The organism is Salipiger bermudensis HTCC2601 (assembly GCF_000153725.1).
GTDB classification, from domain to species: Bacteria; Pseudomonadota; Alphaproteobacteria; order Rhodobacterales; family Rhodobacteraceae; genus Salipiger; species Salipiger bermudensis.
Genome location: NZ_DS022276.1, coordinates 656,153 through 678,187, shown reverse-complemented (window position 1 = coordinate 678,187; position 22,035 = coordinate 656,153). Strand labels below are relative to the sequence as shown.

The window sequence follows — 22,035 nt, the reverse complement described above, 5'->3', positions numbered from 1 at the left end:
CCCGTGCCGCAGCTCATCGAGGTGACCGAAACCTCGCAGGGCTACGACGCCGCCGGGTTGCGCCTGCGGCTACAGGCCGAGGTGCCTGGCGCGGTGCTGGACGATCACGCCCGCTGGCGCAAGCCCTTGGTGGCGGCGGCGGCGCGACTGAAGATGCTGGGCTGGGTCTCGGGGCTTCTCATCGCGGCGGCGGTCGGTGCCATGGTGACGCTGGCCGCCAACGCGGCGCTCTCGGCCAATGCGCAGGTCATCGCGGTGCTGCGCCTCGTGGGCGCGACCGACGCCTATATCGCGCGCGCCTTCGTGCGCCGCTTCACCCTGCGGGCGCTCAGTGGCGCAGCGGTTGGCACGGTGCTTGGTGTCGGCGCCGTGGCCCTGTTGCCCAGCGGCGGCGAAACCGCCGGTTTCCTGACCGGCCTGAGTTTCCGCGGCTGGCACTGGGGCATTCCGGCGCTGGTGCCGCTGCTCGCGGCAGTGGTGGCCTTTGCCGCGACGGCGGTGGCCGCGCGCCGCGTTCTTGGAGGATTGAGTTGATGGCATACGCGCTGCAATGGCTGCGCTCGCTGGTGTTTCTGGTGGCGATCTATGGCGGGATGGCGGTGATCGGCATCTTGTTCTTCCCGTGGGCGATGCTGTCGCGCAAGGGCGCACGCGCCGCCTGTCTCACGTGGTGCCGCTGGGTGCGCTGGAGTGCAGGCTGGATGGTCGGCCTGAAGACCGAGGTCCGTGGCACGCCGCCGCAAGGCGAGGTGATCATCGCCTCGAAGCACCAGAGCTTCCTCGACATCATCCTGATCTTCGGCGCCGTCCCGGCGGGCAAGTTCATCATGAAGCGCGAGCTGCTCTGGGCCCCGGTGCTGGGGCAATATGCCATGCGCATCGGCTGCGTGCCGGTCAATCGCGGCAAGCGTGGTGCGGCGATCTCGCAGATGCTCAAGGACGTGGATCGCGGCGCCATCGAGCCCGGCCAGTTGATCATCTACCCGCAGGGCACCCGCGTCGCCCCGGGCGTCAAGGCGCCCTACAAGGTCGGCGCGGCGCTGCTCTACCAGCAGTCCGGCCAGCCCTGCGTGCCGGCGGCCACCAATGTGGGCCTGTTCTGGCCGCGCAAGGGCATCTACCGCAAGCCCGGCACTGCCGTGGTCGAGTTCCTGCCGGTGATCGAGCCGGGGCTCTCGAAGCACGCCTTCCTCGCCCGGCTCGAGCAGGAGGTCGAGACCGCCAGCGAGGCGCTGCACCAGGAGGCGGTGCCGCATGCGCAGGATTGAGGACAGCGCCGAGCTCGAGGCGCTCTACGGTACACCCTCGGACGCGGCGCTGCGCAAGGTGGCGCAGCGGCTGACCCCGGCCTACCGGCGCTGGATCGAGGCCGCGCGCTTCTGCGTGATCTCGACCGTCGGCCCCGATGGCACCGACGGCACGCCGCGTGGCGATGACGGCCCGGTGGTGCTCGAGCTCGATCCCGGCACACTGGCGCTGCCGGACTGGCGCGGCAACAACCGGCTCGACAGCCTGCGCAACATCGTCTCGGACGGGCGTATCTCGCTGATGTTCATGGTGCCCGGCGACAACGTGGTGGTGCGCGTCAACGGTACCGCGTGGCTCACCGATGACGCGGCGCTGCGCGAGCGCTTCCGACGCAAGTCGATGTTGCCGGCCACGGTGGCGGTGATCGAGATCGCCGAGGTCTATGCGCAATGCCCGAAGGCGCTGCTGCGCTCCGGCCTCTGGGGCCGCGACGACAGCGCCGCGACGCCAAGCCTTGGAGAGATCCTCGACGAGATGACCAGCGGCGAGATCGAGGCCGGCGCGTGGGAGCGTGAGTACCCGGAGCGGGCGCGGAACACGCTTTGGTGAGTGCGCAAATTATTTTGGGAACCCGGGAACGGAGACTGGGGGCGGCCACGTTGAACTTCTGAGTTTCATAATTCAGGAGTTTCCATGTCCGCCGATACCCCTCGCCCCACCCGCCGTGCCATGCTCGCCGGTTTCGCCGCCTCTCCGGTCGTGGCGACCGGCGTCGGGGTGTTCCCGAGCAAGGCGCGGGCACAGGCAAGCGCGGCGGGGCTGCTGACACCGAATGTCTGCATGGTGCTGCCCGAGGTCACCGAGGGGCCGTACTACGTCGACGAACGACTGCTGCGCGCCGACATCACAGAAGGGCGCGAGGGCGTGCCGCTGCGGCTTCAGATGCAGGTGGTGACGGCGGATTGCCGGCCGGTGCCCGAGGCGCGGGTCGATATCTGGCATTGCGATGCGCAGGGCAACTACTCGGGCTACGCGAGGCAGGGCAGCGACGGCACCAACGACACCAGCGGCGAAACCTTCCTGCGCGGCACCCAGATCTCTGACGAGAACGGTCTGGTCAGTTTCGACACGATGTATCCCGGCTGGTATCGCGGGCGCACGACCCACATCCACTACAAGGTGTTTCTCGACGAGAGCACGGTGCTCACCAGCCAGATCTTCTTCCCCGACGCGCTGAGCCAGTATCTCTACCTCGCGGTGCCGCCCTACAACGACCGCTCGGCGGAGCGCGATACGATGAACGGCAATGACGGCATCGCGCAGCAGGCGGGGGAGGGCGCCTTCGCGGCGATCCGGGAGCAGCAGGCGCGCTATGATGCGGCGCTGGTGGTGGGGATCGACCCGCAGGGCGGAGGCCCCGAGCGCGCCACGCAGCGCCCGTCGCGCGGTGGCGCGAGCGAGGTCTTCATCCCCGGGCGCGACGGCTGAGCCGGCAGCTGCGCAGAGATGCCACGAAAAAGGCCCCCGCAGAACGCTGCGGGGGCCTTTCCGTTTCGACCGGTGGGTCGGATCAGGCGTGGATGGCGCCGTCGCCGCAGGCCAGCGCTGCCTCGCGCACCGCTTCCGAGAAGGTCGGGTGGGCGTGGCAGGTCAGCGCCAGGTCCTCGGCCGAGCCGCCGTATTCCATCGCCACGCAGACCTCGTGGATCAGGTCGCCGGCCGCCGGGCCGATGATGTGGCAGCCGAGGATGCGGTCGGTTTCCTTGTCCGCCAGCAGCTTGACGAAGCCGTCGCCGGCGAACACGGCCTTGGCGCGGCCGTTGCCCATGAAGGAGAACTTGCCAACCTTGTAGGCCTTGCCGGCGTCCTTGAGCTCCTGCTCGGTGGCGCCGACCGAGGCGACCTCGGGGTGGGTGTAGATCACGCTCGGGATCACGTTGTAGTTTACGTGACCATGCTTGCCGGCGATGACCTCGGCGCAGGCCATGCCCTCGTCCTCGGCCTTGTGGGCCAGCATCGGGCCCTCGATGGCGTCGCCGATGGCGTAGACACCCTTGACGCTGGTCGCCCAGTGGCTGTCGGTCTTGATCTGGCCGCCCTTGGTGGTCTCGATGCCGAGCGCGTCGAGCCCCAGACCCTCGGTGTAGGGCTTGCGACCGGTGGCGACGAGCACCACGTCCGCATCCACGCTGTGCTCGCTGTCATCCTTGCGCAGCTTGTAGGTGACCTTGGCCTTGCCGCCCTTGGTCTCGACCTTGGAGACCGCCGCACCGAGAGTGAACTCGAGGCCCTGCTTGGTCAGCATCTTCTTGAAGTTACGCTGCACCTCCGTGTCCATCGTGGGCGTGATGGTGTCGAGGAACTCGATCACGGTGACCTCGGAGCCGAGGCGCTTGTAGACCGAGCCCATCTCGAGGCCGATCACGCCGGCGCCGATCACCACCATCTTCTTGGGGATCTTCGGCAGTTCGAGCGCACCGGTGGAGGTGACCACGACCTTCTCATCGATCTCGACCTCTGCGCCGGGCACCGAAGCGGGCGCGGAGCCCGAGGCGATGATGATGTTCTTGGCCTCGTGAACCTCGTCACCGACCTTGACCTTGCCAGCCTCGGGGATCGAACCCCATCCCTTGAGCCAGTCGATCTTGTTCTTCTTGAAGAGGAACTCGATGCCGCCGGTGTTCTGGCCGATGACGTCGTCCTTGTAGGACAGCATCTGCTTCCAGTCGACCGAGGGCGCCTTGCCCTTGAGGCCCATCTTGGCGAAGTTCTCTTCCGCCTCGTGCAGCTGGTGGCTGGCATGCAGCAGCGCCTTGGAGGGGATGCAGCCCACGTTCAGGCAGGTGCCGCCGAGGGTCTCGCGGCCCTCGACACAGGCGGTCTTGAGGCCGAGCTGGGCGCAGCGGATGGCGGCAACGTAGCCGCCGGGACCCGCGCCGATGACGATGACGTCGTATTGTGCCATGTGGTAGTCCTTTCCTTGTCGTCTAGGCGGGGAGGGGCGCTGCCCCTCTGCGGCTGCGCCGCATTCACCCCGGGATATTTCAGGCCAGAAGAGGCCTCATCAGAAGAGCGCCGCCACGAGCATGACGGCAGTCGCAACGAGCCCCACCACCCAAATCAGCGAGCGCCAGGGCGCCCAGCCGAAGAGATAGGCGGGGATGTAGAGCAGGCGGGCGCCGAGATAGGCCAGCGCGCAGAGCAGGGTGAGCGCCGAGGTCTGGTCGGCATAGGTGACGGCGACCACCGCTATGGTGAAGAGGATCAGCCCTTCGAAATGGTTGTTCATGGCACGCTGGGCGCGGCCGGCATAGCCGGTAAGCTGGCGTGGCGTGTCGCGCGGCGAGGCGGCGTATTTCGGGCCGACCTGTCGCTGGGCCAGCACCGAAAACAGGGCGAACTGGGCGATCTGCAGAAGCGCGGCGAGGACGAGGGCGGTGAGCTCGGGGGTCATGTCAGAAGACGCTCGCGATGATCATGACGAAACAGGAGAGAAAACCCGCCATGAAGATCACCGAGCGCCACGGCACCCAGCCGAAGGCGTAGGCGGGCAGGTAGAGGGCGCGGGCCGCGACGAAGATCCAGGCGGCGAGCCCGGTGATCCAGCCGTTGCTGGCCGTGAATTCGACCAGCACCACGGCGATGATGAACAGGCCGATATTCTCGGTGTGGTTGGCCAGCGCCCGGCGCAGGCGCTTGGTGTGCTCGGAGAGGCGGTCGTCGAGCCCCTCGCGGGTGCCGGTGTTGCCGTCATGGCCGATATCGGCCTCGAGCGCGCGTTGCGACCAGAGCACCGCGGCGAGCTGGATGAAGGCGGTTGCGGCGAGGGCGGCAAGTTCGGGGCTCATGCTCAGGCGGTCCTCAGGACATGCGAGGCGGCGGGGCCGTGGCCGAGTGCCGAGCTCTTCTCGAGCCAGGCCTTGGCCTTGGGCAGGTCGTTGACGGAAAACAGCAGCCAATGGCCGGGGCCGCTTTCCTCGGTCCAGCGCTGCAGCAGGGTAAGACCGGCATTGGCGCGGTTCTCGGCATCGCTGTCGAACTGGGCTTCATCGAAGCCGGGGAAGTGAAGAAGAAGCTGCGTGGCCATGCTCAGGTCTCCGTTTGTAAGGTCATCTTGGACGGAATCTTGAAGCTAGCGCGGCGGCAGATGCCGGCGAGGCATCGGGGGGCGGAGGCGGCTCTGGCGCAGGCCGTCGGGCGCGTGGTCGATCTGGTCGCGGGGCTGCGCTGCATGAACCCTCTCCGAAAGGGGATCCCGGGCGGGACGGGCCCGCCCGGGGATCGGGATCAGAGATCCATCAGCAGGCGACGCGGATCCTCGAGCGCTTCCTTGACGCGTACGAGGAAGGTCACGGCGCCCTTGCCGTCGACGATGCGGTGATCGTAGCTCAGCGCGAGGTACATCATCGGGCGGATCTTGATCTCGCCGTTGACGACCATCGGGCGGTCCTGGATCTTGTGCATGCCGAGGATGCCCGACTGCGGCGGGTTGAGGATCGGCGAGGACATCAGCGAGCCGTAGACACCCCCGTTGGAGATGGTGAACGTGCCGCCCTGCATCTCGGCCATCGAGAGCTTGCCGTCACGGGCGCGCTTGCCCTTCTCGGCGATCTCGCCTTCGATCTCGGCGAAGGACTTCTCGTGGACGTCGCGCAGAACCGGCACAACGAGACCCTGCGGGGTGCCCGCGGCGATGCCCATGTGAACGAAGTTCTTGTAGACCACCTCGTTGCCGTCGATCTCGGCGTTGACCTCGGGGACTTCCTTCAGCGCGTGCACGCAGGCCTTGGTGAAGAAGGACATGAAGCCGAGACGCACGCCGTGCTTCTTCTCGAACAGGTCCTTGTACTGCTTCCGCAGCGCCATCGTCTCGGTCATGTCCACCTCGTTGTAGGTGGTGAGCATGGCGGCGGTGTTCTGAGCGTCCTTCAGGCGGCGGGCGATGGTCTGGCGCAGGCGGGTCATCTTGACGCGCTCTTCGCGGGCGGCATCCTCGGCCGGGCTCGGCGCGCGCTGCGGCTGGGCCGGGGCGGAGGAGGCGGCCGGGGCCGACTTGGCGGCGGCGATCGCGGCCGAGACGTCTTCCTTCATGACGCGGCCGTCCTTGCCGGTGCCCTTGACGTCCTTCGGGTCGAGACCGGCCTCGGCCATCGCCTTCTTGGCCGACGGCGCATCCTCGACATCGCCGCGGCCCGAGGTGGTGGGCTCGGCGGCAGAGGCGGAGCTCGGCGCCGGGGCTTCGACGGCGCCCTTGGCAGCACCACCGGCACCGCCGGACATGACTGCGAGCTTGCCGCCGGCTTCGACGGTGGCGCCTTCCTCGGCGAGGATCTCGGTCAGGGTGCCGGAGGCCGGGGCGGGCACTTCGACCGAGACCTTGTCGGTCTCGAGTTCGCAGAGCATCTCGTCCTGCTCGACGCTGTCGCCGACCTTCTTGAACCAGGTCGAGACGGTGGCCTCGGAGACGGACTCGCCCAGGGTCGGGACCATCACGTCGACCGGGGCGTCACCGCCGGAGGCCGGCGCCTCTTCGGAGGAGGACTTGGCGGCGGAGGGGCGTTCCTCGACGGTGGTCGAGCCGGCCTCGCCCGCGGGGGCGATGTTGGCGAGAAGCGCATCGACGCCGACGGTATCGCCTTCATTGGCGACGATGTCCTCGAGCACACCGGCCACCGGCGAGGGGACCTCGACGGTCACCTTGTCGGTTTCCAGCTCGCAGAGCATCTCGTCCACGTCAACGCTGTCGCCAGGCTTCTTGAACCAGGTGGCCACCGTTGCCTCGGTCACGGATTCCCCGAGCGTGGGGACGCGCACTTCGGTCGTCATAGTCTCAATTCCCTTCGATGGTCAGCGCCTCGTTCACGAGCGCTTCTTGTTGTGCCTTGTGCTGGCTGGCCAGACCCGTGGCGGGCGAGGCCGAGGTGGCGCGGCCCACGTAGACCGGCCGCTTGTGGGTGGCGTCGATGCGCCCCAGCACCCATTCGATGTTGGGCTCGATGAAGGTCCAGGCGCCCTGGTTCTTGGGCTCTTCCTGGCACCAGATCATCTCGGCGCCCTTGAAGCGTTCCAGCTCCTTCACGAGGCTCAGCGCCGGGAAGGGATAGAACTGCTCGATGCGCAGGATGTAGACGTCGTCGAGGCCGCGGGCATCGCGCTCCTCGAGCAGGTCGTAATAGACCTTGCCCGAGCACATCACGACGCGCTTGATCTCGGCATCGGGCTTCAGGGTTGTTTCCGAATGGCCCTTCTCGGCATCGTCCCAGAGCACGCGGTGGAAGCTCGAACCGGTGACGAAATCCTCGGCGTTGGACACGGCCAGCTTGTGACGCAGAAGCGATTTCGGCGTCATCATGATCAGCGGCTTGCGGTAGCTGCGGTGCAGCTGACGGCGCAGGATGTGGAAGTAGTTCGCCGGAGTCGAGCAGTTGGCGACGATCCAGTTGTCCTGACCGCACATCTGGAGGAAGCGCTCGAGACGCGCCGAGCTGTGCTCAGGGCCCTGGCCCTCGTAGCCATGCGGCAGCAGGCAGACGAGGCCCGACATGCGCAGCCACTTCGATTCACCGGAGCTCACGAACTGGTCGAACATGATCTGGGCGCCGTTGGCGAAATCGCCGAACTGCGCTTCCCACAGCACCAGCGAGTTGGGCTCGGCCAGCGAATAGCCGTACTCGAAGCCGCAGACCGCATATTCCGAGAGCGCGCTGTCGATCACCTCGTAGCGGGCCTGGCCTTCGCGGATGTTGTTGAGCGGGTAGTAGCGCTCTTCGTCGTCCTGGTTGATCAGGCCGGAATGGCGCTGCGAGAAGGTGCCGCGGGTGCTGTCCTGACCGGACAGGCGCACCGGGTAGCCCTCGGTGAGAAGAGAGCCGAAGGCCATGCTCTCGGCGGTCGCCCAGTCGAAGCCGGCGCCGTTCTCGAACATCTTCTTGCGGTGATCGAGGAAGCGTCCGACGGTCTTGTGCAGCGGGAAGCCCTCGGGGACCGTGGTCAGGCCCTTGCCGATCTCTTCCAGCGTCTCGGGCTTGATCGCGGTCTCGCCGCGCTGGTAGTTGCCCTCTTTCTGCTTGTCGAGATGCGACCAGCGGCCATCGAGCCAGTCGGCCTTGTTCGGCTTGAAGGTCTTGCCGGCCTCGAACTCCTCGTTGAGGTGGGCCTGGAACGCCGCCTTCATGTCCTCGATTTCGCCCTCGGGGATCAGGCCGTCCTTGACGAGCCGCTCGGTGTAGAGCGTCAGCGTCGTCTTTTGCTTCTTGATCTGCTTGTACATCACCGGGTTGGTGAACATGGGCTCGTCGCCCTCGTTGTGACCGAACCGGCGGTAGCAGAACATGTCGATGACCACGTCCTTGCCGAACTTCTGGCGGAACTCGGTGGCCACCTTGGCGGCGTGCACCACGGCCTCGGGGTCGTCACCGTTGACGTGGAAGATCGGCGCCTCGACCACCAGTGCGTTGTCGGTGGGGTAGGGCGAGGAGCGCGAGAAGTGCGGCGCGGTGGTGAAGCCGATCTGGTTGTTCACCACGATGTGGATGGTGCCGCCGGTGCGGTGACCGCGCAGGCCCGACAGAGCGAAGCACTCGGCCACGACGCCCTGACCGGCAAAGGCCGCGTCACCGTGCAGCAGCACCGGAAGCACCTGCGTACGCTCGACATCGCCGAGCTGGTCCTGCTTGGCGCGGACCTTGCCCAGAACCACCGGGTTCACCGCCTCGAGGTGCGAGGGGTTGGCGGTCAGCGACAGGTGCACCTCGTTGCCGTCGAACTCGCGGTCCGAGGAGGCGCCGAGGTGGTATTTCACGTCGCCGGAGCCGTCGACATCCTCGGGCTTGAAGCTGCCGCCCTGGAATTCGTTGAAGATCGCGCGGTAGGGCTTGTTCATCACGTTGGCGAGCACCGACAGGCGGCCGCGGTGGGGCATGCCGACCACGACTTCCTTGATGCCGAGGTTGCCGCCGCGCTTGATGATCTGCTCCATCGCCGGGATCAGGCTTTCGCCGCCGTCGAGGCCGAAGCGCTTGGTGCCCATGTACTTGACGTGCAGGAACTTCTCGAAGCCCTCTGCCTCGACCATCTTGTTGAGGATGGCGCGGCGCCCTTCACGGGTGAACTTCACTTCTTTCCCGTAGCCCTCGATGCGCTCCTTCAGCCAGGAGGACTGCTCGGGGTCGGAGATGTGCATGTACTGCAGCGCGAAGGTGCCGCAATAGGTGCGCTTGAGCACGCCCATGATCTCGCGCAGCGACGCGATCTGGAGGCCCAGAACGTTGTCGATGAAGATCGGCCGGTCCATGTCGGCGTCGGTGAAGCCGTAGGCCTTGGGGTCGAGCTCGGGATGCGGGTCGCGACCGTGCAGGCCCAGCGGATCGAGATCGGCGGCGAGGTGGCCGCGGATGCGGTGGGCGCGGATGATCATCAGCGCGCGGATCGAGTCGAGCACGGCGCGCTTGACCTGATCGTCGGTCAGGCTGACGCCCTTCTCGGAGGCTTTGTCGGCGATCTTCTTGCCGGCGCCCTTGGCTTCTGCGGGGGCCATCGGCATCGGCCATTCGCCGGTCAGCGCCGCGGTGACATCGTCATCCGGGGTCGGCGGCCAGTCGGCCCGGTGCCAGGAGGCGCCCTGGGCCTCGGCCTTCACGCTGGTCTCGTCATCGCCGAGGGCGCTGAAGAACTCCGCCCAGGCGGCATCCACCGCGTTGGGGTCGTTGGCGTAGCGGGCGTACATCTGTTCGAGGTACTCCGCGTTCGCGCCCTGCATGAAGCTGGAGGCGTGGAACTGGTCGTTGGGACTCTGATCCGTCATCGCGCGTCTTCCTTTCTGACCGATCGCTGTAGCAGCAGGAAAGAGGCCGGACCGCCCGGCGCCTGTCGTGATGCTCAGCCAATCTGCTTGGCTTTTCAATGGCGCGTCCCGGGCAAAACCCGGACCACGCGTTGCTGATGACCGACATTTGTGCCGGTCGCCCCGGACGCAAGCCCGGGGCGAAGATATTTCCTCAGGCTTCCATCGCCTTGACGACGGCTTCGCCGAGGGTGGCGGGGCTGTCCGCGACCACGATGCCGGCCGACTTCATGGCCTCGATCTTGGACTCTGCGTCGCCCTTGCCACCGGCGACGATGGCGCCGGCGTGGCCCATGCGGCGGCCCGGAGGGGCGGTGCGGCCGGCGATGAAGCCAGCGGTCGGCTTCCAGCGGCCTTTCTTCTTCTGCTCCTTGAGGAACTCTGCGGCTTCTTCTTCCGCCGAGCCACCGATCTCGCCGATCATGATGATGGATTCGGTTTCCGGATCGTCCAGGAACATGTCGAGCACGTCGATGTGCTCGGTGCCCTTGATCGGGTCGCCACCGATGCCCACGGCCGAGGACTGGCCGAGGCCGAGGTCGGTGGTCTGCTTCACGGCTTCATAGGTCAGGGTGCCCGAACGCGACACGACGCCGACCTTGCCACGCTTGTGGATGTGGCCGGGCATGATGCCGATCTTGCAGGCGTCGGGGGTGATGACACCGGGGCAGTTCGGGCCGATCAGGCGCGACTTGCTGTCGATCAGGGCGCGCTTCACCTTCATCATGTCGAGCACCGGGATGCCCTCGGTGATGCAGATGATGAGCTCGATCTCGGCGTCGATCGCCTCGAGGATGGAGTCGGCGGCGAAGGGCGGCGGCACGTAGATCACCGAGGCGTTGGCCTCGGTCTTGTGCACGGCTTCGTGGACCGAGTTGAAGACCGGCAGGCCGAGGTGCTCCTGACCGCCCTTGCCGGGGGTCACGCCGCCGACCATCTTGGTGCCGTAGGCGATGGCCTGCTCGGAGTGGAAGGTGCCCTGCGAGCCGGTGAAGCCCTGACAGATGACTTTGGTGTTTTCGTCGACGAGGACTGCCATTGGTGGCGTTCTCCTTATTGGGCCGCGAGCGCGCGGCGCATGTTTTGAGACGGCGCCGCGAGATGCGGGCCGATGACACGACAAGACAGCGCGCAGCCCTCGGGCGCGCACTGTCCGGAATGCTCAGACGTGAGAAGGTGAGGCGTTACTGCCCGTCGCGTCCCGCGACCTCGTCCAGCACCCGCGCCAACAGGAGCGCGACGCCCCCGAGGATCAGCGAGCGACCGAGCGAATCCGTCACGTTGGTGGGCGCGAAGGCCTGCACCCCGTCCCGGCCGCGCTGCGCCGCACGGCGCAGACGGCTGCGACGCGGTCCGTCGCCCATGCGATTGGGCGGCGGCACGTGTCCGAAGCGGGGCTTGGCAATCAACAGCGCCGCGCCGACTGCCAGCAGACCGCCGGCATAGGCCACCGGCATCAGCCGGTCGCGACTGGCGGGAAGCGCCTTGTTGGACAGGGTGGGCAGATTGGTGCGGCCGGGCAGCTTGATCGACATGACGGGACTCTCCTTTCGGGAGGCAACCCGCCAGGCCCGCGGAGTGTTCCGCGAAAAGCGCGATATGCTGCATCGACCGCATCAGGCTCAGCCCTTGACCGCTTTCACGATCTTCTCGGCACCGTCGCTGAGGTTGTCGGCGGCGATCACGTCGAGACCGGACTCGTTGATGATCTTCTTGCCGAGATCCACGTTGGTGCCCTCGAGGCGCACCACCAGCGGAACCTGCAGGCCGACTTCCTTCACCGCGGCGATCACGCCTTCGGCGATGACGTCGCAGCGCATGATGCCGCCGAAGATGTTCACGAGGATGCCTTTGACGTTGTCGTCCGAGGTGATGATCTTGAACGCCTCGGTCACCTTCTCCTTGGTCGCGCCGCCACCCACGTCGAGGAAGTTGGCCGGCTCGCCGCCGTAGAGCTTAATGATGTCCATGGTCGCCATGGCGAGGCCCGCGCCGTTCACCATGCAGCCGATCTCGCCGTCGAGGGCGATGTAGTTGAGGTCGTGCTGCGAGGCCGCGAGTTCCTTGGGGTCTTCCTCGGTCTCGTCACGCAGGCCGACGATGTCGGGGTGACGGTAGAGCGCGTTGGAGTCGAAGCCGGCCTTGCAGTCGAGGCACTTGATCTCGCCCTCGGTGGTCAGGATCAGCGGGTTGATCTCCAGCATCTCCATGTCCTTGTCGGTGAACATGCGATAGAGGTTGCCGAGCAGGTTGGAGCACTGGCGCACAGCCTTGCCCTCGAGGCCGAGCGCGAAGGCGACGCGGCGGCCGTGGAAGCCCTGGTAGCCGACCGCCGGATCGATCGAGAAGGAGAGGATCTTCTCGGGGGTCGAGGCTGCGACCTCCTCGATGTCCATGCCGCCCTCGGTCGAGCAGACGATCGAGATGCGCGACGTGACGCGGTCGACCAGCAGCGCGAGGTAGAATTCGGAGGTGATGTCCGAGCCGTCCTCGATGTAGATGCGGTTGACCTGCTTGCCTGCCGGGCCGGTCTGGTGGGTCACCAGCGTGTGGCCGAGCATCCGGTTGGCTTCGTCGGCGGCTTCCTCGACCGACTTGGCGAGGCGGACACCGCCTTTTTCACCGGCTTCGTGTTCCTTGAAGGAGCCCTTGCCGCGACCACCTGCGTGGATCTGCGCCTTGACGACCCAGAGCGGGCCGTCGAGCTCGCCTGCGGCGGTCTTGGCGTCGTTGGCCGTCAGCACGATACGGCCGTCGGAGACCGGGCAGCCATAGTCGCGCAGAAGCGCCTTCGCCTGATATTCATGGATGTTCATGAAAGAATCTTCCCGTCTTGCTGCGATTTCCCTGCCGGTATAGCCATGCATATCGGCGCTCGTTAATCGAAATATTGCCCGACCCCTCCAATTACGAGCATTTTTCGACCTTTGTGATCACACGATTTAGACCTGTGATCACAACAGTTGCCGGATTGCCTGCGATGTTAGCGCCGACCTGCAGGTTCGCGCTTGTTTGGGTGAATCACTCGTCCACGCCGCACTGGTGAGAGTGCAGCTCGGCCGTCGCGCCACACGACCCGCGACGGGCCGCGCCCGCTGCAGCGCGCGGGCGGTCTCGTCGGGTATGTTGGGAAAGGGCGGGTCGCGAGCCTCGAGGCTCGCTCGGAGAGGCGCCTGAGGAGGTGATCTGCGTCGAGCGCTGTTGGGGCGCGTCAGCTCCGCTGATCGGCGGCCTCGATGGACGCCGCGGCGCATGGCGATCCAAGGGCCTTGGAGCCGGGCAGGGAAGCGAAGCGCGCTTGATTATCCGAGGCCGAGGAGCTTTCGAAGCTTTCCTTGGCGTTTCGCGCGCGGGACCCGGGCGAGGGGGGAGACCTTCTTCTGCGATCCGGGTGACAAGAACTTGTCCGCAGACAGCAGCGCGATCAGGTGCCTGTAGGCGCCGCGTCGCAAGAAGCCCTCAAGCGTCGTCGCGTCGTTCGCGGCCTTGCCGTCCGGCCTTCGAAGATCCGAGTCGTGTATGATCCGAGGCGCGCAGTAGGCGGAGGACATCGTTACGACTTCGTTGATACGCTTGAAGTTGTACTCTGGCGGAAGCACCGCGATCCGCAAATCGCTGTGCCACAGCAGTTCCCGAAAGATCGGTTGATCGACGACGCTGTCAGCGGCTGCCATCTCGGCATCGACCTGCGCCAGAAAATCCGACATCCGCTGGGATTTTCGGATCGCCAGAACGCCCGTGTTGATCTGCGGAAAGCTGTTCGGAAATTGTATCTTGTGGGTGCGATGGCTGTGCCGAGAGTTCCGCAGGACGACATGCGCTCCGGCAATGTCGAAGCGATCCAGCGTGAAGAAGATGTCTGAAATGTCGGCGCAGACAAACGTGTCGGCATCAAGATAGATGGTGCGATCGAACTCTGCGCGCCGCAAGGCTTCGAATTTCGGCCGCTTCGACTGGGACACTGACAGGAGGTGAACCGCGTCGAAACAGTGCCCCTCGGCAGGGTGCGAATCGCAGTAGAGATGTACTGTCGCACCTGGGTTGCTGTCTTTCAGGCTTCTCGCAGAGTTGAGAGCCAGGTCAATGTACTTGGCCCCTTTTGCGGCATAGACAAAGCCAAGTGTTTCGCTCGATTGCATTGGCGGCCTTAGTTCCTGAAGAAAAGGGGCCGAAGAGGCCCCTTTCCTGTCTTGTACGCTGATCAGGCGAGGGAGCTGTCGATGCCCTTGCAGGCCTCGACAAGGCCCTTCACGGCGTTGACCGAGGTGTCGAACATCTCCTGCTCGTCCTTGTTGAGCTGGATGTTCATGATCTTTTCGATGCCGCCGGCGCCGATCACGGTGGGCACGCCCACATACATGTCCTTCACGCCGAGGTCGCCATCGCAATAGGCGGCGCAGGGCAGGACGCGCTTCTGGTCCTTGAGATAGGCTTCCGCCATCTCGATGGCGCTGGTCGCGGGTGCGTAGAAGGCCGAGCCGGTCTTCAGCAGGCCGACGATCTCGGCGCCGCCGTCACGGGTGCGCTGCACGATGGCGTCGAGCTTCTCCTGCGTGGTCCAGCCCATGTCGACGAGGTCGGGCAGGGGCACACCGGCGACGGTGGAGTAACGGACGCAGGGCACCATGGTGTCGCCGTGGCCGCCGAGCACGAACGCGGTCACGTCCTTCATCGACACGTTGAACTCGGTCGCGAGGAAGTGGCGGAAGCGCGCGGAGTCAAGCACGCCGGCCATGCCGCAGACCTTGTTCGCGGGCAGGCCCGAGAATTTCTGCAGCGCCCAGACCATCGCGTCGAGCGGGTTGGTGATGCAGATGACAAAGGCATCCGGAGCGTTGTCGCGGATGCCTTCACCGACCGACTTCATGACCTTGAGGTTGATGCCCAGCAGGTCGTCGCGGCTCATGCCCGGCTTGCGCGGCACGCCAGCGGTCACGATGCAGACGTCGGCGCCGGCGATGTCGGCGTAGTCCTGGGTGCCCTTCAGCGTGGCGTCGAAGCCTTCCGAGGGGCCGGACTCGGCGATGTCGAGGGCCTTGCCCTCGGGGGTGCCTTCGGCGATGTCGAAGAGAACGACGTCACCCAGTTCCTTGAGGGCTGCGAGGTGGGCGAGGGTGCCGCCGATCTGTCCCGCGCCGATCAGGGCGATCTTGGGTCTGGCCATGGATCTGTCTCCGCTCCATTTGTGAATTCCGACGTTTGCGTAAGGGTTTGGCCGGCCACACGCAAGGGTGCTGCATGGCAGCATCGGGCGCGCGCGCCCGCGCAGAGGCGTGATTGGTGGCGCTAAAGACAAGAAAATCGAAGGGTTAGCGCGGGGCTGCCGGGATGCGTGCAAACCGGGTTTTCAGCCGATCAGGGGATGATCCCGAGGCAGAACGCTGCGATTGCACGCACTCTGAACGATTCTTGCGCTTGCCGCCGGCCGCGCATTGCGGATCATGCGTCCGTGTCGGCGGAGGGCAGCGGCTCGGCCAGTGTCTCGAAGGATTGACCGCTCGCGATCAGGCAGGTCAGGCCCGCGCCGGAGGTGATGGTGATGGTCCAGCTGCCGGTCTCGTCCGAGGCAAAGACCTCGACCAGCGCATTGTCGCCGTTGAGGCCGATGCTCTGACGGGTTTCGCCGTACGTATCCGCAAGCTTGCGCAGCACCGTGTCGCGCGGCGCACAGGCTGGGCTGCGGGCCTGCAGGACCTGCGGCACAATCACCGCCCCCAAAACCAGCATGGTCATCGCTGCTTTCGCGTTCATCACGTTCATCGGCTTGCCCCTTTCGGATGCGGCACCGCCGGCCCGGCCGCGCGATGCGGGTGCTGCCCCTCCAAGGCCTGACCGCGCCCCCGTCAGCGCCCGCCACCCTGGCAAAGAGGCTGACCGGCATTGCTCAAGGAAAGGTTAACGAGACGGCGAAGGGACGGCGGCGCCCTATACTGGACCAAGGTCGCGCCGCCTTTTTCTGCATTGCGGCGCAAAGGCTCTTGCACTTTTCGGAATTTGCTGACCATTTTCGCGCAACTTTATTTCTTCTTGGAGGAGGAGTCTCATGGACCTCACGATGCGCCCCTACCGTTCGGTGCTGTATATCCCGGGTTCCAAGGAGCGCGCGCTCGACAAGGCGCGCACGCTCGCCGTCGATGCCATAATCTTCGATCTGGAGGACGCGGTGTCGCCGGGTGAGAAGGAGACCGCGCGCGAGACGCTGGCGCAGGCGCTACGCCAGGGCGGCTATGGCAAGCGGACCAAGATCGTGCGCATCAATGGCCTCGAGACCCATTGGGGGCGCGATGATGCGGCGGCGGCCAACGATATGGACTGTGATGCGGTGCTGCTGCCCAAGGTCGAGAGCCCCGAGCAGCTCGACGCGCTGGCCAAGCTTACCGACAAGCCGATCTGGGCGATGATGGAGACCCCGCGCGGCATCCTCAACGCCGCCGCCATCGGCGCACACGAGCAGCTCTGGGGTATGGTCATGGGCACCAACGACCTCGCCAAGGAGCTGAACTCGCGCTTCCGCCCGGACCGGTTGGCGATGCAGAGCGCACTGGGGACGTGCCTGCTGGCAGCAAAGGCCACCGGCTGCGTCATCGTCGACGGGGTCTACAATGCCTTCAAGGATGACGACGGGCTGAAGGCGGAATGCGATCAGGGGCGCGACATGGGCTTCGATGGCAAGACGCTGATCCACCCGGCGCAGGTCGCCGTGACCAACGCCGCCTTCGCGCCGACCGAGGCCGAGGTCGAGCTGGCCCGCCGCCAGATCGAGGCCTTCGAAGAGGCCGAGAAGCAGGGGCAGGGCGTGGCCGTGGTCGATGGCAAGATCGTCGAGAACCTGCACGTCGCGACGGCACAGACCTTGCTTGCCAAGGCGGAGGCCATTGCCGCCATGGCCGAATGATCGCAGGGTGACGGGAAAGAGACCCGACCAAAGGAGACACCCATGGTCCTGCTCATTCTCGGCGTCGCGCTCTGGTGGGGCGCGCACCTGTTCAAGCGGCTGGCCCCGGCGCAGCGCGCCGCCTTGGGCGACAAGGGCAAGGGCCCAGTCGCTCTGGCGCTGCTCGCCGCGATCCTGCTGATGATCTTCGGCTACCGCATGGCCGAGGGCGCCTTTTTCTGGGGGCGCCACCCGGCCACGGTGGGCATCAACAACCTGCTGATGATCGCCGCGCTCTACCTGACCTCGCCCGGCCCCAAGAAAGGTGCGGTGCTCTACAAGATGCGCCACCCGATGCTGACGGGCTTCATGCTCTGGGCCGTGGCGCACCTGCTGGTGAACGGCGACGTGCCGTCCTTCGTGCTGTTCGGCGGGCTTGGCCTCTGGGCCATCGTCGAGATGGTGGTGATCAACCGCGCCGAGCCGGAGTGGACCCCGCCGCAGAAGGGCTCCATCGGCAAGGATGCGATGTTCCTCGCGATCAGTGTGGTGCTGCTCTTCGTGATCGGCTTCATCCACACCTGGCTGGGCTATCCGACCTTCGGTTAATGAACTGGAAAGACATATGAAACTCTACCGCTTCCTCTCCGAGGACGACACTTCGGCCTTCTGCCACAAGGTCACCGCGGCGCTCAACAAGGGCTGGGAGCTCTATGGCGCGCCGACCTATGCCTTCGACGCGGCCAACGGCGTGATGCGCTGCGGTCAGGCGGTGACCAAGGAGGTCGAGGGCACCTACACCCCCGACACCAAGCTGGGAGAGCATTGATGGCCAAGACCAATCCGGGACGGTTCTTCGAGGATTACAGCATCGGTCAGGTAATCGAGCACGCGGTGCCACGCACCGTCTCGGGCGGCGAGCGGGCGCTCTACCATGCGCTCTACCCGGCCCGGCACGCGCTCTACTCCTCCGACGCCTTCGCGCAGGCCTGCGGGCTGCCGGCGTCGCCGATCGACGATCTGGCGGCGTTTCACGTGGTCTTCGGCAAGACCGTGCCGGACGTGTCCCTGAACGCGGTGGCCAATCTCGGCTATGCCGAGGGGCGCTGGCTGAAGCCGGTCTATGCCGGTGACACGCTGCGCTCGTCCTCGGAGGTGATCGGGCTCAAGCAGAACTCCAACGGCAAGACCGGGGTGGTCTATGTGCGCACCACCGGCACCAACCAGCGCGGCGAGACCGTGATGGAGTATTGCCGCTGGGTGATGGTGCGCAAGAACGACCTCGACGCGCCGGCGCCCGAGACGGTGCTGCCGGACCTGAAGACGGTGCTGGCGTCCGAGGATCTGGTGATCCCCGATGGTTTGAGCTTCGAGGGATACGATTTCACGTTGTCGGGCGAGCCGCATCGCTGGGGCGACTACGAGGTTGGCGAGACCATCGACCATGTCGACGGTGTCACCATCGAGGAGGCCGAGCACATGATGGCGACCCGCCTTTGGCAGAACACCGCCAAGGTGCATTTCGACGCCACCTTCCGCCCCGACGGACAGCGTCTGATCTATGGCGGGCACGTGATCTCGATGGCGCGTGCGCTGAGCTTCAACGGGCTGGCCAACGCGCAGATGATCGTGGGGCTGAATGGTGGGGCACATGCCAACCCGTGCTTCTCTGGCGATACCGTGAAAGCGTGGTCCGAGGTCCTCGACAAGGCCGACACGGCGGCGCCGGGCGTCGGCGCGATCCGGCTGCGGCTGGTGGCCACCAAGGGCGGCGCGCCGTTCGAGCTGCGCGGCGAGGATGGCAAGTACAAGCCCGAGGTGCTGCTCGACCTCGATTACTGGGCCCTGATGCCGCGATAAGTCGCAGCCAACGGTCAACCTTTTGTTACCCTGATTGTTTCCTCTCCGCTAAACTCGCCTTGCGGGGAGGAGATTCGGATAACGCCAGGAGGATAGACCATGGCTGCTTCACCCTTGCCGCACGGCACCAGGGACGTGCTTGATATGCCGCCCAGCGACATGCCCAACGTCATTCGCCGTCTGACCGCGGACCGCAAGCTGAGCGGGCTGGTGTCGCGCATTCACCGCGATCTGCACTCGAATGACCCGGCGCGCCGCAGCCAGGGTGCGCTGGCGCTCAAGCGGCTTGGCTTCCCCGAGTAACATCCCGCGCGCCGGTCTTTCATTGCCGACAGAATCAAGATGCTGCGCCTGCATCCGCTTTTCTGATGTTAGCGCGCAATATGTGATCACACTTTTTCGGGTGTGATCACAGATCACGTGGATTTTTCATCAAAGCGATCAAAAAACGCGCCTGCTGCACGTGCACTCTGGTGACAGAGGTGCGAAAAAACCGTTAGAACGCCCTCACAAGGGAACCGAAAGGACTAGCCATGGCCGAAGCTAAACGGATCGAGCGCCCGCTCTCCCCCTTCATGTTCGTACAGTATTATCGCTTGCAGCTCACCGCGGTGACCTCGGTGATGATCCGGATCACCGGGAACGCCCTGATGGTGGCGACGCTGCTCGTGATCTGGTGGCTGCTCGCGCTCGCCGCAGGGCCGGAAGCCTTCGAGACCGCCGAATGGTGGATTACCTCGTGGGTCGGCAACCTGGTGATGTTCGGATCGCTCTGGGCGGTCTGGTATCACTACCTCGGTGGCCTGCGTCACCTGATCTTCGACGCCGGCAAGGGTCTCGAGCTCGAGACCGCCGAAAAGCTCGGCTGGGCCTGCGTTTATGGATCGGTCGTCCTGACCGTCCTCACCGTCATCATCTACTGGATCTGAGGGAGGCACGACCGATGCGTTACCTGACCGACCGCAAGCGCGCCGTAGGCAAGGGCTCGGCCCACGCCGGTGCCGAGCATCACTGGTTCATGATCGTCAGCTCCGTGGCGCTGGCCTTCATGCTGCCCACATGGCTGATCGTCTTCGGCCGCGCGCTGGGCTCCGGCTACGACGCCGCGCTCGACACCATGTCGCGCCCGTTCCCGGCCATCCTCACCGCGCTGGTGCTGATCGTGGGCATGGTCCACTTCCAGAAGGGCGCCCGCACGATGATCGAGGATTACACCGGCGGCACCACCCGCAAGCTGCTGATCATGGCCTTTGCCGGCTTCGCCTACCTGATGATCGCCTGCGGGATCTTCGCGCTCGTCAAGATCGCGCTCTGAGACAGGAAGACCAGAAAAATGGCTGCATACGAATACGAGACGCATAACTATGACGTCGTGGTCGTCGGGGCCGGCGGCGCCGGCCTGCGCGCCACGCTCGGCATGGCGGAACAGGGTCTGCGCACCGCCTGCGTGACCAAGGTGTTCCCGACCCGCTCGCACACCGTCGCCGCACAGGGCGGCATCGCCGCGTCGCTGTCCAACATGGGCCCCGACAACTGGCAGTGGCACATGTACGACACCGTCAAGGGCTCGGACTGGCTCGGCGATACCGACGCGATGGAATACCTCGCGCGCTCGGCCCCTGCCGCGGTCTACGAGCTCGAGCATTACGGCGTGCCGTTCTCGCGCACCGAGGAAGGCAAGATCTACCAGCGCCCGTTCGGCGGCCACACCACCGAGTTCGGTGAAGGCCCGCCGGTGCAGCGCACCTGCGCCGCCGCCGACCGCACCGGCCACGCCATCCTGCACACGCTTTATGGTCAGTCGCTGAAGAACAACGCCGAGTTCTACATCGAGTATTTCGCCATCGACCTCATCATGAGCGACGACGGCGTTTGCCAGGGCGTGGTCTGCTGGAAGCTCGACGACGGCACCTTCCACGTGTTCAACGCCAAGATGGTCGTGCTGGCCACCGGCGGCTATGGCCGGGCCTACTTCTCGGCCACCTCGGCACACACCTGCACCGGCGATGGCGGCGGCATGGTGGCCCGTGCGGGCCTCGCGCTGCAGGACATGGAGTTCGTGCAGTTCCACCCGACCGGCATCTACGGATCGGGCTGCCTCATCACCGAGGGTGCCCGCGGCGAAGGCGGCTACCTGACCAACTCGGAAGGCGAGCGCTTCATGGAGCGCTATGCCCCCACCTACAAGGACCTCGCGCCGCGGGACTACGTCTCGCGCTCGATGACCATGGAGATCCGCGAAGGCCGCGGCGTGGGCGAGCATGGGGATCACATCCATCTGAACCTGTCGCACCTGCCGGCCGAAGCGCTGGCCGAGCGCCTGCCGGGCATCTCCGAGTCCGCGAAGATCTTCGCCGGTGTCGACGTCACGAAAGAGCCGATCCCGGTTCTGCCGACGGTGCACTACAACATGGGCGGCATTCCGACGAACTACTGGGGCGAGGTGCTGAACCCGACCTCGGAGGATCCCAACGCCGTGGTGCCGGGCCTGATGGCCGTGGGCGAAGCGGGCTGTGCCTCGGTGCATGGCGCCAACCGTCTCGGCTCCAACTCGCTGATCGACCTCGTGGTCTTCGGCCGCGCAGCCGCGATCCGTGCCGGCGAGGTGGTCGACCGCGCCGCGCCGACCCACGCGCTCAACCAGCCGTCGGTGGACAAGGCCTTCGACCGGTTCGACGGGCTGCGCTACGCCGAGGGCGGCACGCCGACCGCCGAACTGCGCCTCGAGATGCAGCGCACCATGCAGGAAGACGCTGCGGTGTTCCGCACCGACAAGACCCTCAAGGAGGGTGTTGAGAAGATGACCGCGATCGCCGGAAAGATGGGCGACATCAGGGTCTCGGACCGCTCGCTGGTGTGGAACTCGGATCTCATGGAGACGCTCGAGCTGACCAACCTGATGCCCAACGCGCTCGCCACCATCGTGGGCGCCGAGGCGCGCAAGGAAAGCCGCGGGGCGCATGCCCACGAGGACTACCCCGAGCGTGACGACGAGAACTGGCGCATCCACACGATCAGCCGTGTCGACGACACCAAGGTGACCCTGACGCACCGTCCGGTGATCGTGGACCCGCTGACCGAGGAGGAGAAGGGCGGCATCAGCCTCGCCAAGATCGCCCCGAAGGCCCGCACGTTCTGATGTGCACCACGGGCTCCGCTTCGAGACCGGAACGCGCCGCCGACGTGGTGGCGCGTGTCGGTATCGTCCGGA

The 22,035-nt window shown here is 65.8% G+C and carries 24 protein-coding genes; 12 read left to right on the top strand and 12 right to left on the bottom strand.

What is annotated here, in order from left to right; translation table 11 throughout:
• The 4 genes from R2601_RS03240 to R2601_RS03225 form a co-directional block, all read left to right on the top strand.
• Positions 1 to 534: cell division protein FtsX (locus R2601_RS03240; RefSeq protein ID WP_007793495.1), on the top strand; the 534-nt coding region annotated here is incomplete at its 5' end.
• Entirely contained in the window at positions 534 to 1,268 is a 735-nt protein-coding gene (locus R2601_RS03235; RefSeq protein ID WP_007793493.1) for a lysophospholipid acyltransferase family protein, read from the top strand. The genes R2601_RS03240 and R2601_RS03235, both read left to right, overlap by 1 nt.
• Positions 1,255 to 1,857: a pyridoxamine 5'-phosphate oxidase family protein gene (locus R2601_RS03230; protein WP_007793491.1), complete on the top strand. Its 603-nt coding sequence runs from the start codon at positions 1,255 to 1,257 to the stop codon at positions 1,855 to 1,857. The genes R2601_RS03235 and R2601_RS03230 overlap by 14 nt, the downstream gene beginning before the upstream one ends.
• 84 nt (positions 1,858 to 1,941) lie before the next feature.
• On the top strand, positions 1,942 to 2,736 hold the full coding sequence (locus R2601_RS03225; protein WP_083793889.1) for an intradiol ring-cleavage dioxygenase: 795 nt from the start codon (positions 1,942 to 1,944) through the stop codon (positions 2,734 to 2,736).
• 82 nt (positions 2,737 to 2,818) lie between these two features.
• Here the strand turns inward: R2601_RS03225 and lpdA are convergent, their stop codons facing one another.
• From lpdA to R2601_RS03165, 12 genes are all read right to left on the bottom strand, one after another.
• The gene (gene lpdA / locus R2601_RS03220; protein ID WP_007793485.1) at positions 2,819 to 4,213 is read right to left on the bottom strand and encodes a dihydrolipoyl dehydrogenase; all 1,395 of its coding nucleotides are present in this window, start codon (positions 4,211 to 4,213) and stop codon (positions 2,819 to 2,821) included.
• Between the two features lie 99 nt (positions 4,214 to 4,312).
• Positions 4,313 to 4,702, bottom strand: coding sequence for an MAPEG family protein (locus R2601_RS03215; RefSeq protein WP_007793481.1), 390 nt, complete (start codon positions 4,700 to 4,702; stop codon positions 4,313 to 4,315).
• A 1-nt stretch (position 4,703) separates the two neighbouring features.
• Entirely contained in the window at positions 4,704 to 5,096 is a 393-nt protein-coding gene (locus R2601_RS03210) for an MAPEG family protein (RefSeq protein ID WP_007793478.1), read from the bottom strand.
• A gap of 2 nt (positions 5,097 to 5,098) precedes the next feature.
• A complete protein-coding gene (locus R2601_RS03205; RefSeq protein ID WP_007793476.1) occupies positions 5,099 to 5,335 on the bottom strand; it encodes a hypothetical protein in 237 nt (78 codons plus the stop codon).
• Positions 5,336 to 5,535: 200 nt separating this feature from the next.
• Positions 5,536 to 7,074, bottom strand: coding sequence for a 2-oxoglutarate dehydrogenase complex dihydrolipoyllysine-residue succinyltransferase (gene odhB, locus R2601_RS03200; RefSeq protein WP_007793471.1), 1,539 nt, complete (start codon positions 7,072 to 7,074; stop codon positions 5,536 to 5,538).
• 4 nt (positions 7,075 to 7,078) lie between these two features.
• The gene (locus R2601_RS03195; protein ID WP_007793468.1) at positions 7,079 to 10,051 is read right to left on the bottom strand and encodes a 2-oxoglutarate dehydrogenase E1 component; all 2,973 of its coding nucleotides are present in this window, start codon (positions 10,049 to 10,051) and stop codon (positions 7,079 to 7,081) included.
• A gap of 193 nt (positions 10,052 to 10,244) precedes the next feature.
• A complete protein-coding gene (gene sucD / locus R2601_RS03190) occupies positions 10,245 to 11,129 on the bottom strand; it encodes a succinate--CoA ligase subunit alpha (RefSeq protein ID WP_007793465.1) in 885 nt (294 codons plus the stop codon).
• 145 nt (positions 11,130 to 11,274) lie between these two features.
• Positions 11,275 to 11,625 carry a hypothetical protein gene (locus R2601_RS03185; protein WP_007793462.1) on the bottom strand — a complete coding sequence of 117 codons (351 nt, stop codon included), beginning with the start codon at positions 11,623 to 11,625 and terminating at the stop codon, positions 11,275 to 11,277.
• Between the two features lie 87 nt (positions 11,626 to 11,712).
• Entirely contained in the window at positions 11,713 to 12,906 is a 1,194-nt protein-coding gene (sucC, locus tag R2601_RS03180; protein WP_007793459.1) for an ADP-forming succinate--CoA ligase subunit beta, read from the bottom strand.
• Positions 12,907 to 13,392: 486 nt separating this feature from the next.
• Positions 13,393 to 14,229, bottom strand: coding sequence for a putative nucleotide-diphospho-sugar transferase (locus R2601_RS03175; protein WP_007793455.1), 837 nt, complete (start codon positions 14,227 to 14,229; stop codon positions 13,393 to 13,395).
• A gap of 62 nt (positions 14,230 to 14,291) precedes the next feature.
• Positions 14,292 to 15,254 (bottom strand): malate dehydrogenase, encoded by a 963-nt coding sequence (mdh, locus tag R2601_RS03170; RefSeq protein ID WP_007793453.1) that lies wholly within the window; start codon positions 15,252 to 15,254, stop codon positions 14,292 to 14,294.
• Between the two features lie 275 nt (positions 15,255 to 15,529).
• A complete protein-coding gene (locus R2601_RS03165) occupies positions 15,530 to 15,850 on the bottom strand; it encodes a hypothetical protein (RefSeq protein ID WP_007793449.1) in 321 nt (106 codons plus the stop codon).
• Positions 15,851 to 16,133: 283 nt separating this feature from the next.
• On the opposite strand from R2601_RS03165, the gene R2601_RS03160 reads away from it, so the two are divergent.
• From R2601_RS03160 to sdhA, 8 genes are all read left to right on the top strand, one after another.
• Positions 16,134 to 16,985, top strand: a complete 852-nt coding sequence (locus R2601_RS03160) for an HpcH/HpaI aldolase/citrate lyase family protein (RefSeq protein WP_007793447.1) — start codon at positions 16,134 to 16,136, stop codon at positions 16,983 to 16,985.
• A gap of 42 nt (positions 16,986 to 17,027) precedes the next feature.
• Positions 17,028 to 17,573, top strand: a complete 546-nt coding sequence (locus tag R2601_RS03155) for an NnrU family protein (protein ID WP_007793445.1) — start codon at positions 17,028 to 17,030, stop codon at positions 17,571 to 17,573.
• Positions 17,574 to 17,589: 16 nt separating this feature from the next.
• Positions 17,590 to 17,793, top strand: coding sequence for a DUF1737 domain-containing protein (locus R2601_RS03150; protein WP_007793442.1), 204 nt, complete (start codon positions 17,590 to 17,592; stop codon positions 17,791 to 17,793).
• Complete coding sequence (locus R2601_RS03145) at positions 17,793 to 18,824, top strand: MaoC family dehydratase (protein ID WP_007793439.1); 1,032 nt, start codon at positions 17,793 to 17,795, stop codon at positions 18,822 to 18,824. The genes R2601_RS03150 and R2601_RS03145 overlap by 1 nt, the downstream gene beginning before the upstream one ends.
• Before the next feature lie 99 nt (positions 18,825 to 18,923).
• Complete coding sequence (locus R2601_RS26600) at positions 18,924 to 19,127, top strand: hypothetical protein (RefSeq protein ID WP_144266889.1); 204 nt, start codon at positions 18,924 to 18,926, stop codon at positions 19,125 to 19,127.
• A gap of 230 nt (positions 19,128 to 19,357) precedes the next feature.
• The gene (gene sdhC, locus R2601_RS03140; protein ID WP_007793433.1) at positions 19,358 to 19,753 is read left to right on the top strand and encodes a succinate dehydrogenase, cytochrome b556 subunit; all 396 of its coding nucleotides are present in this window, start codon (positions 19,358 to 19,360) and stop codon (positions 19,751 to 19,753) included.
• Positions 19,754 to 19,767: 14 nt separating this feature from the next.
• On the top strand, positions 19,768 to 20,139 hold the full coding sequence (locus R2601_RS03135; protein WP_007793430.1) for a succinate dehydrogenase, hydrophobic membrane anchor protein: 372 nt from the start codon (positions 19,768 to 19,770) through the stop codon (positions 20,137 to 20,139).
• Positions 20,140 to 20,157: 18 nt separating this feature from the next.
• On the top strand, positions 20,158 to 21,963 hold the full coding sequence (gene sdhA, locus R2601_RS03130) for a succinate dehydrogenase flavoprotein subunit (protein ID WP_007793427.1): 1,806 nt from the start codon (positions 20,158 to 20,160) through the stop codon (positions 21,961 to 21,963).
• Positions 21,964 to 22,035 lie beyond the last annotated feature (72 nt).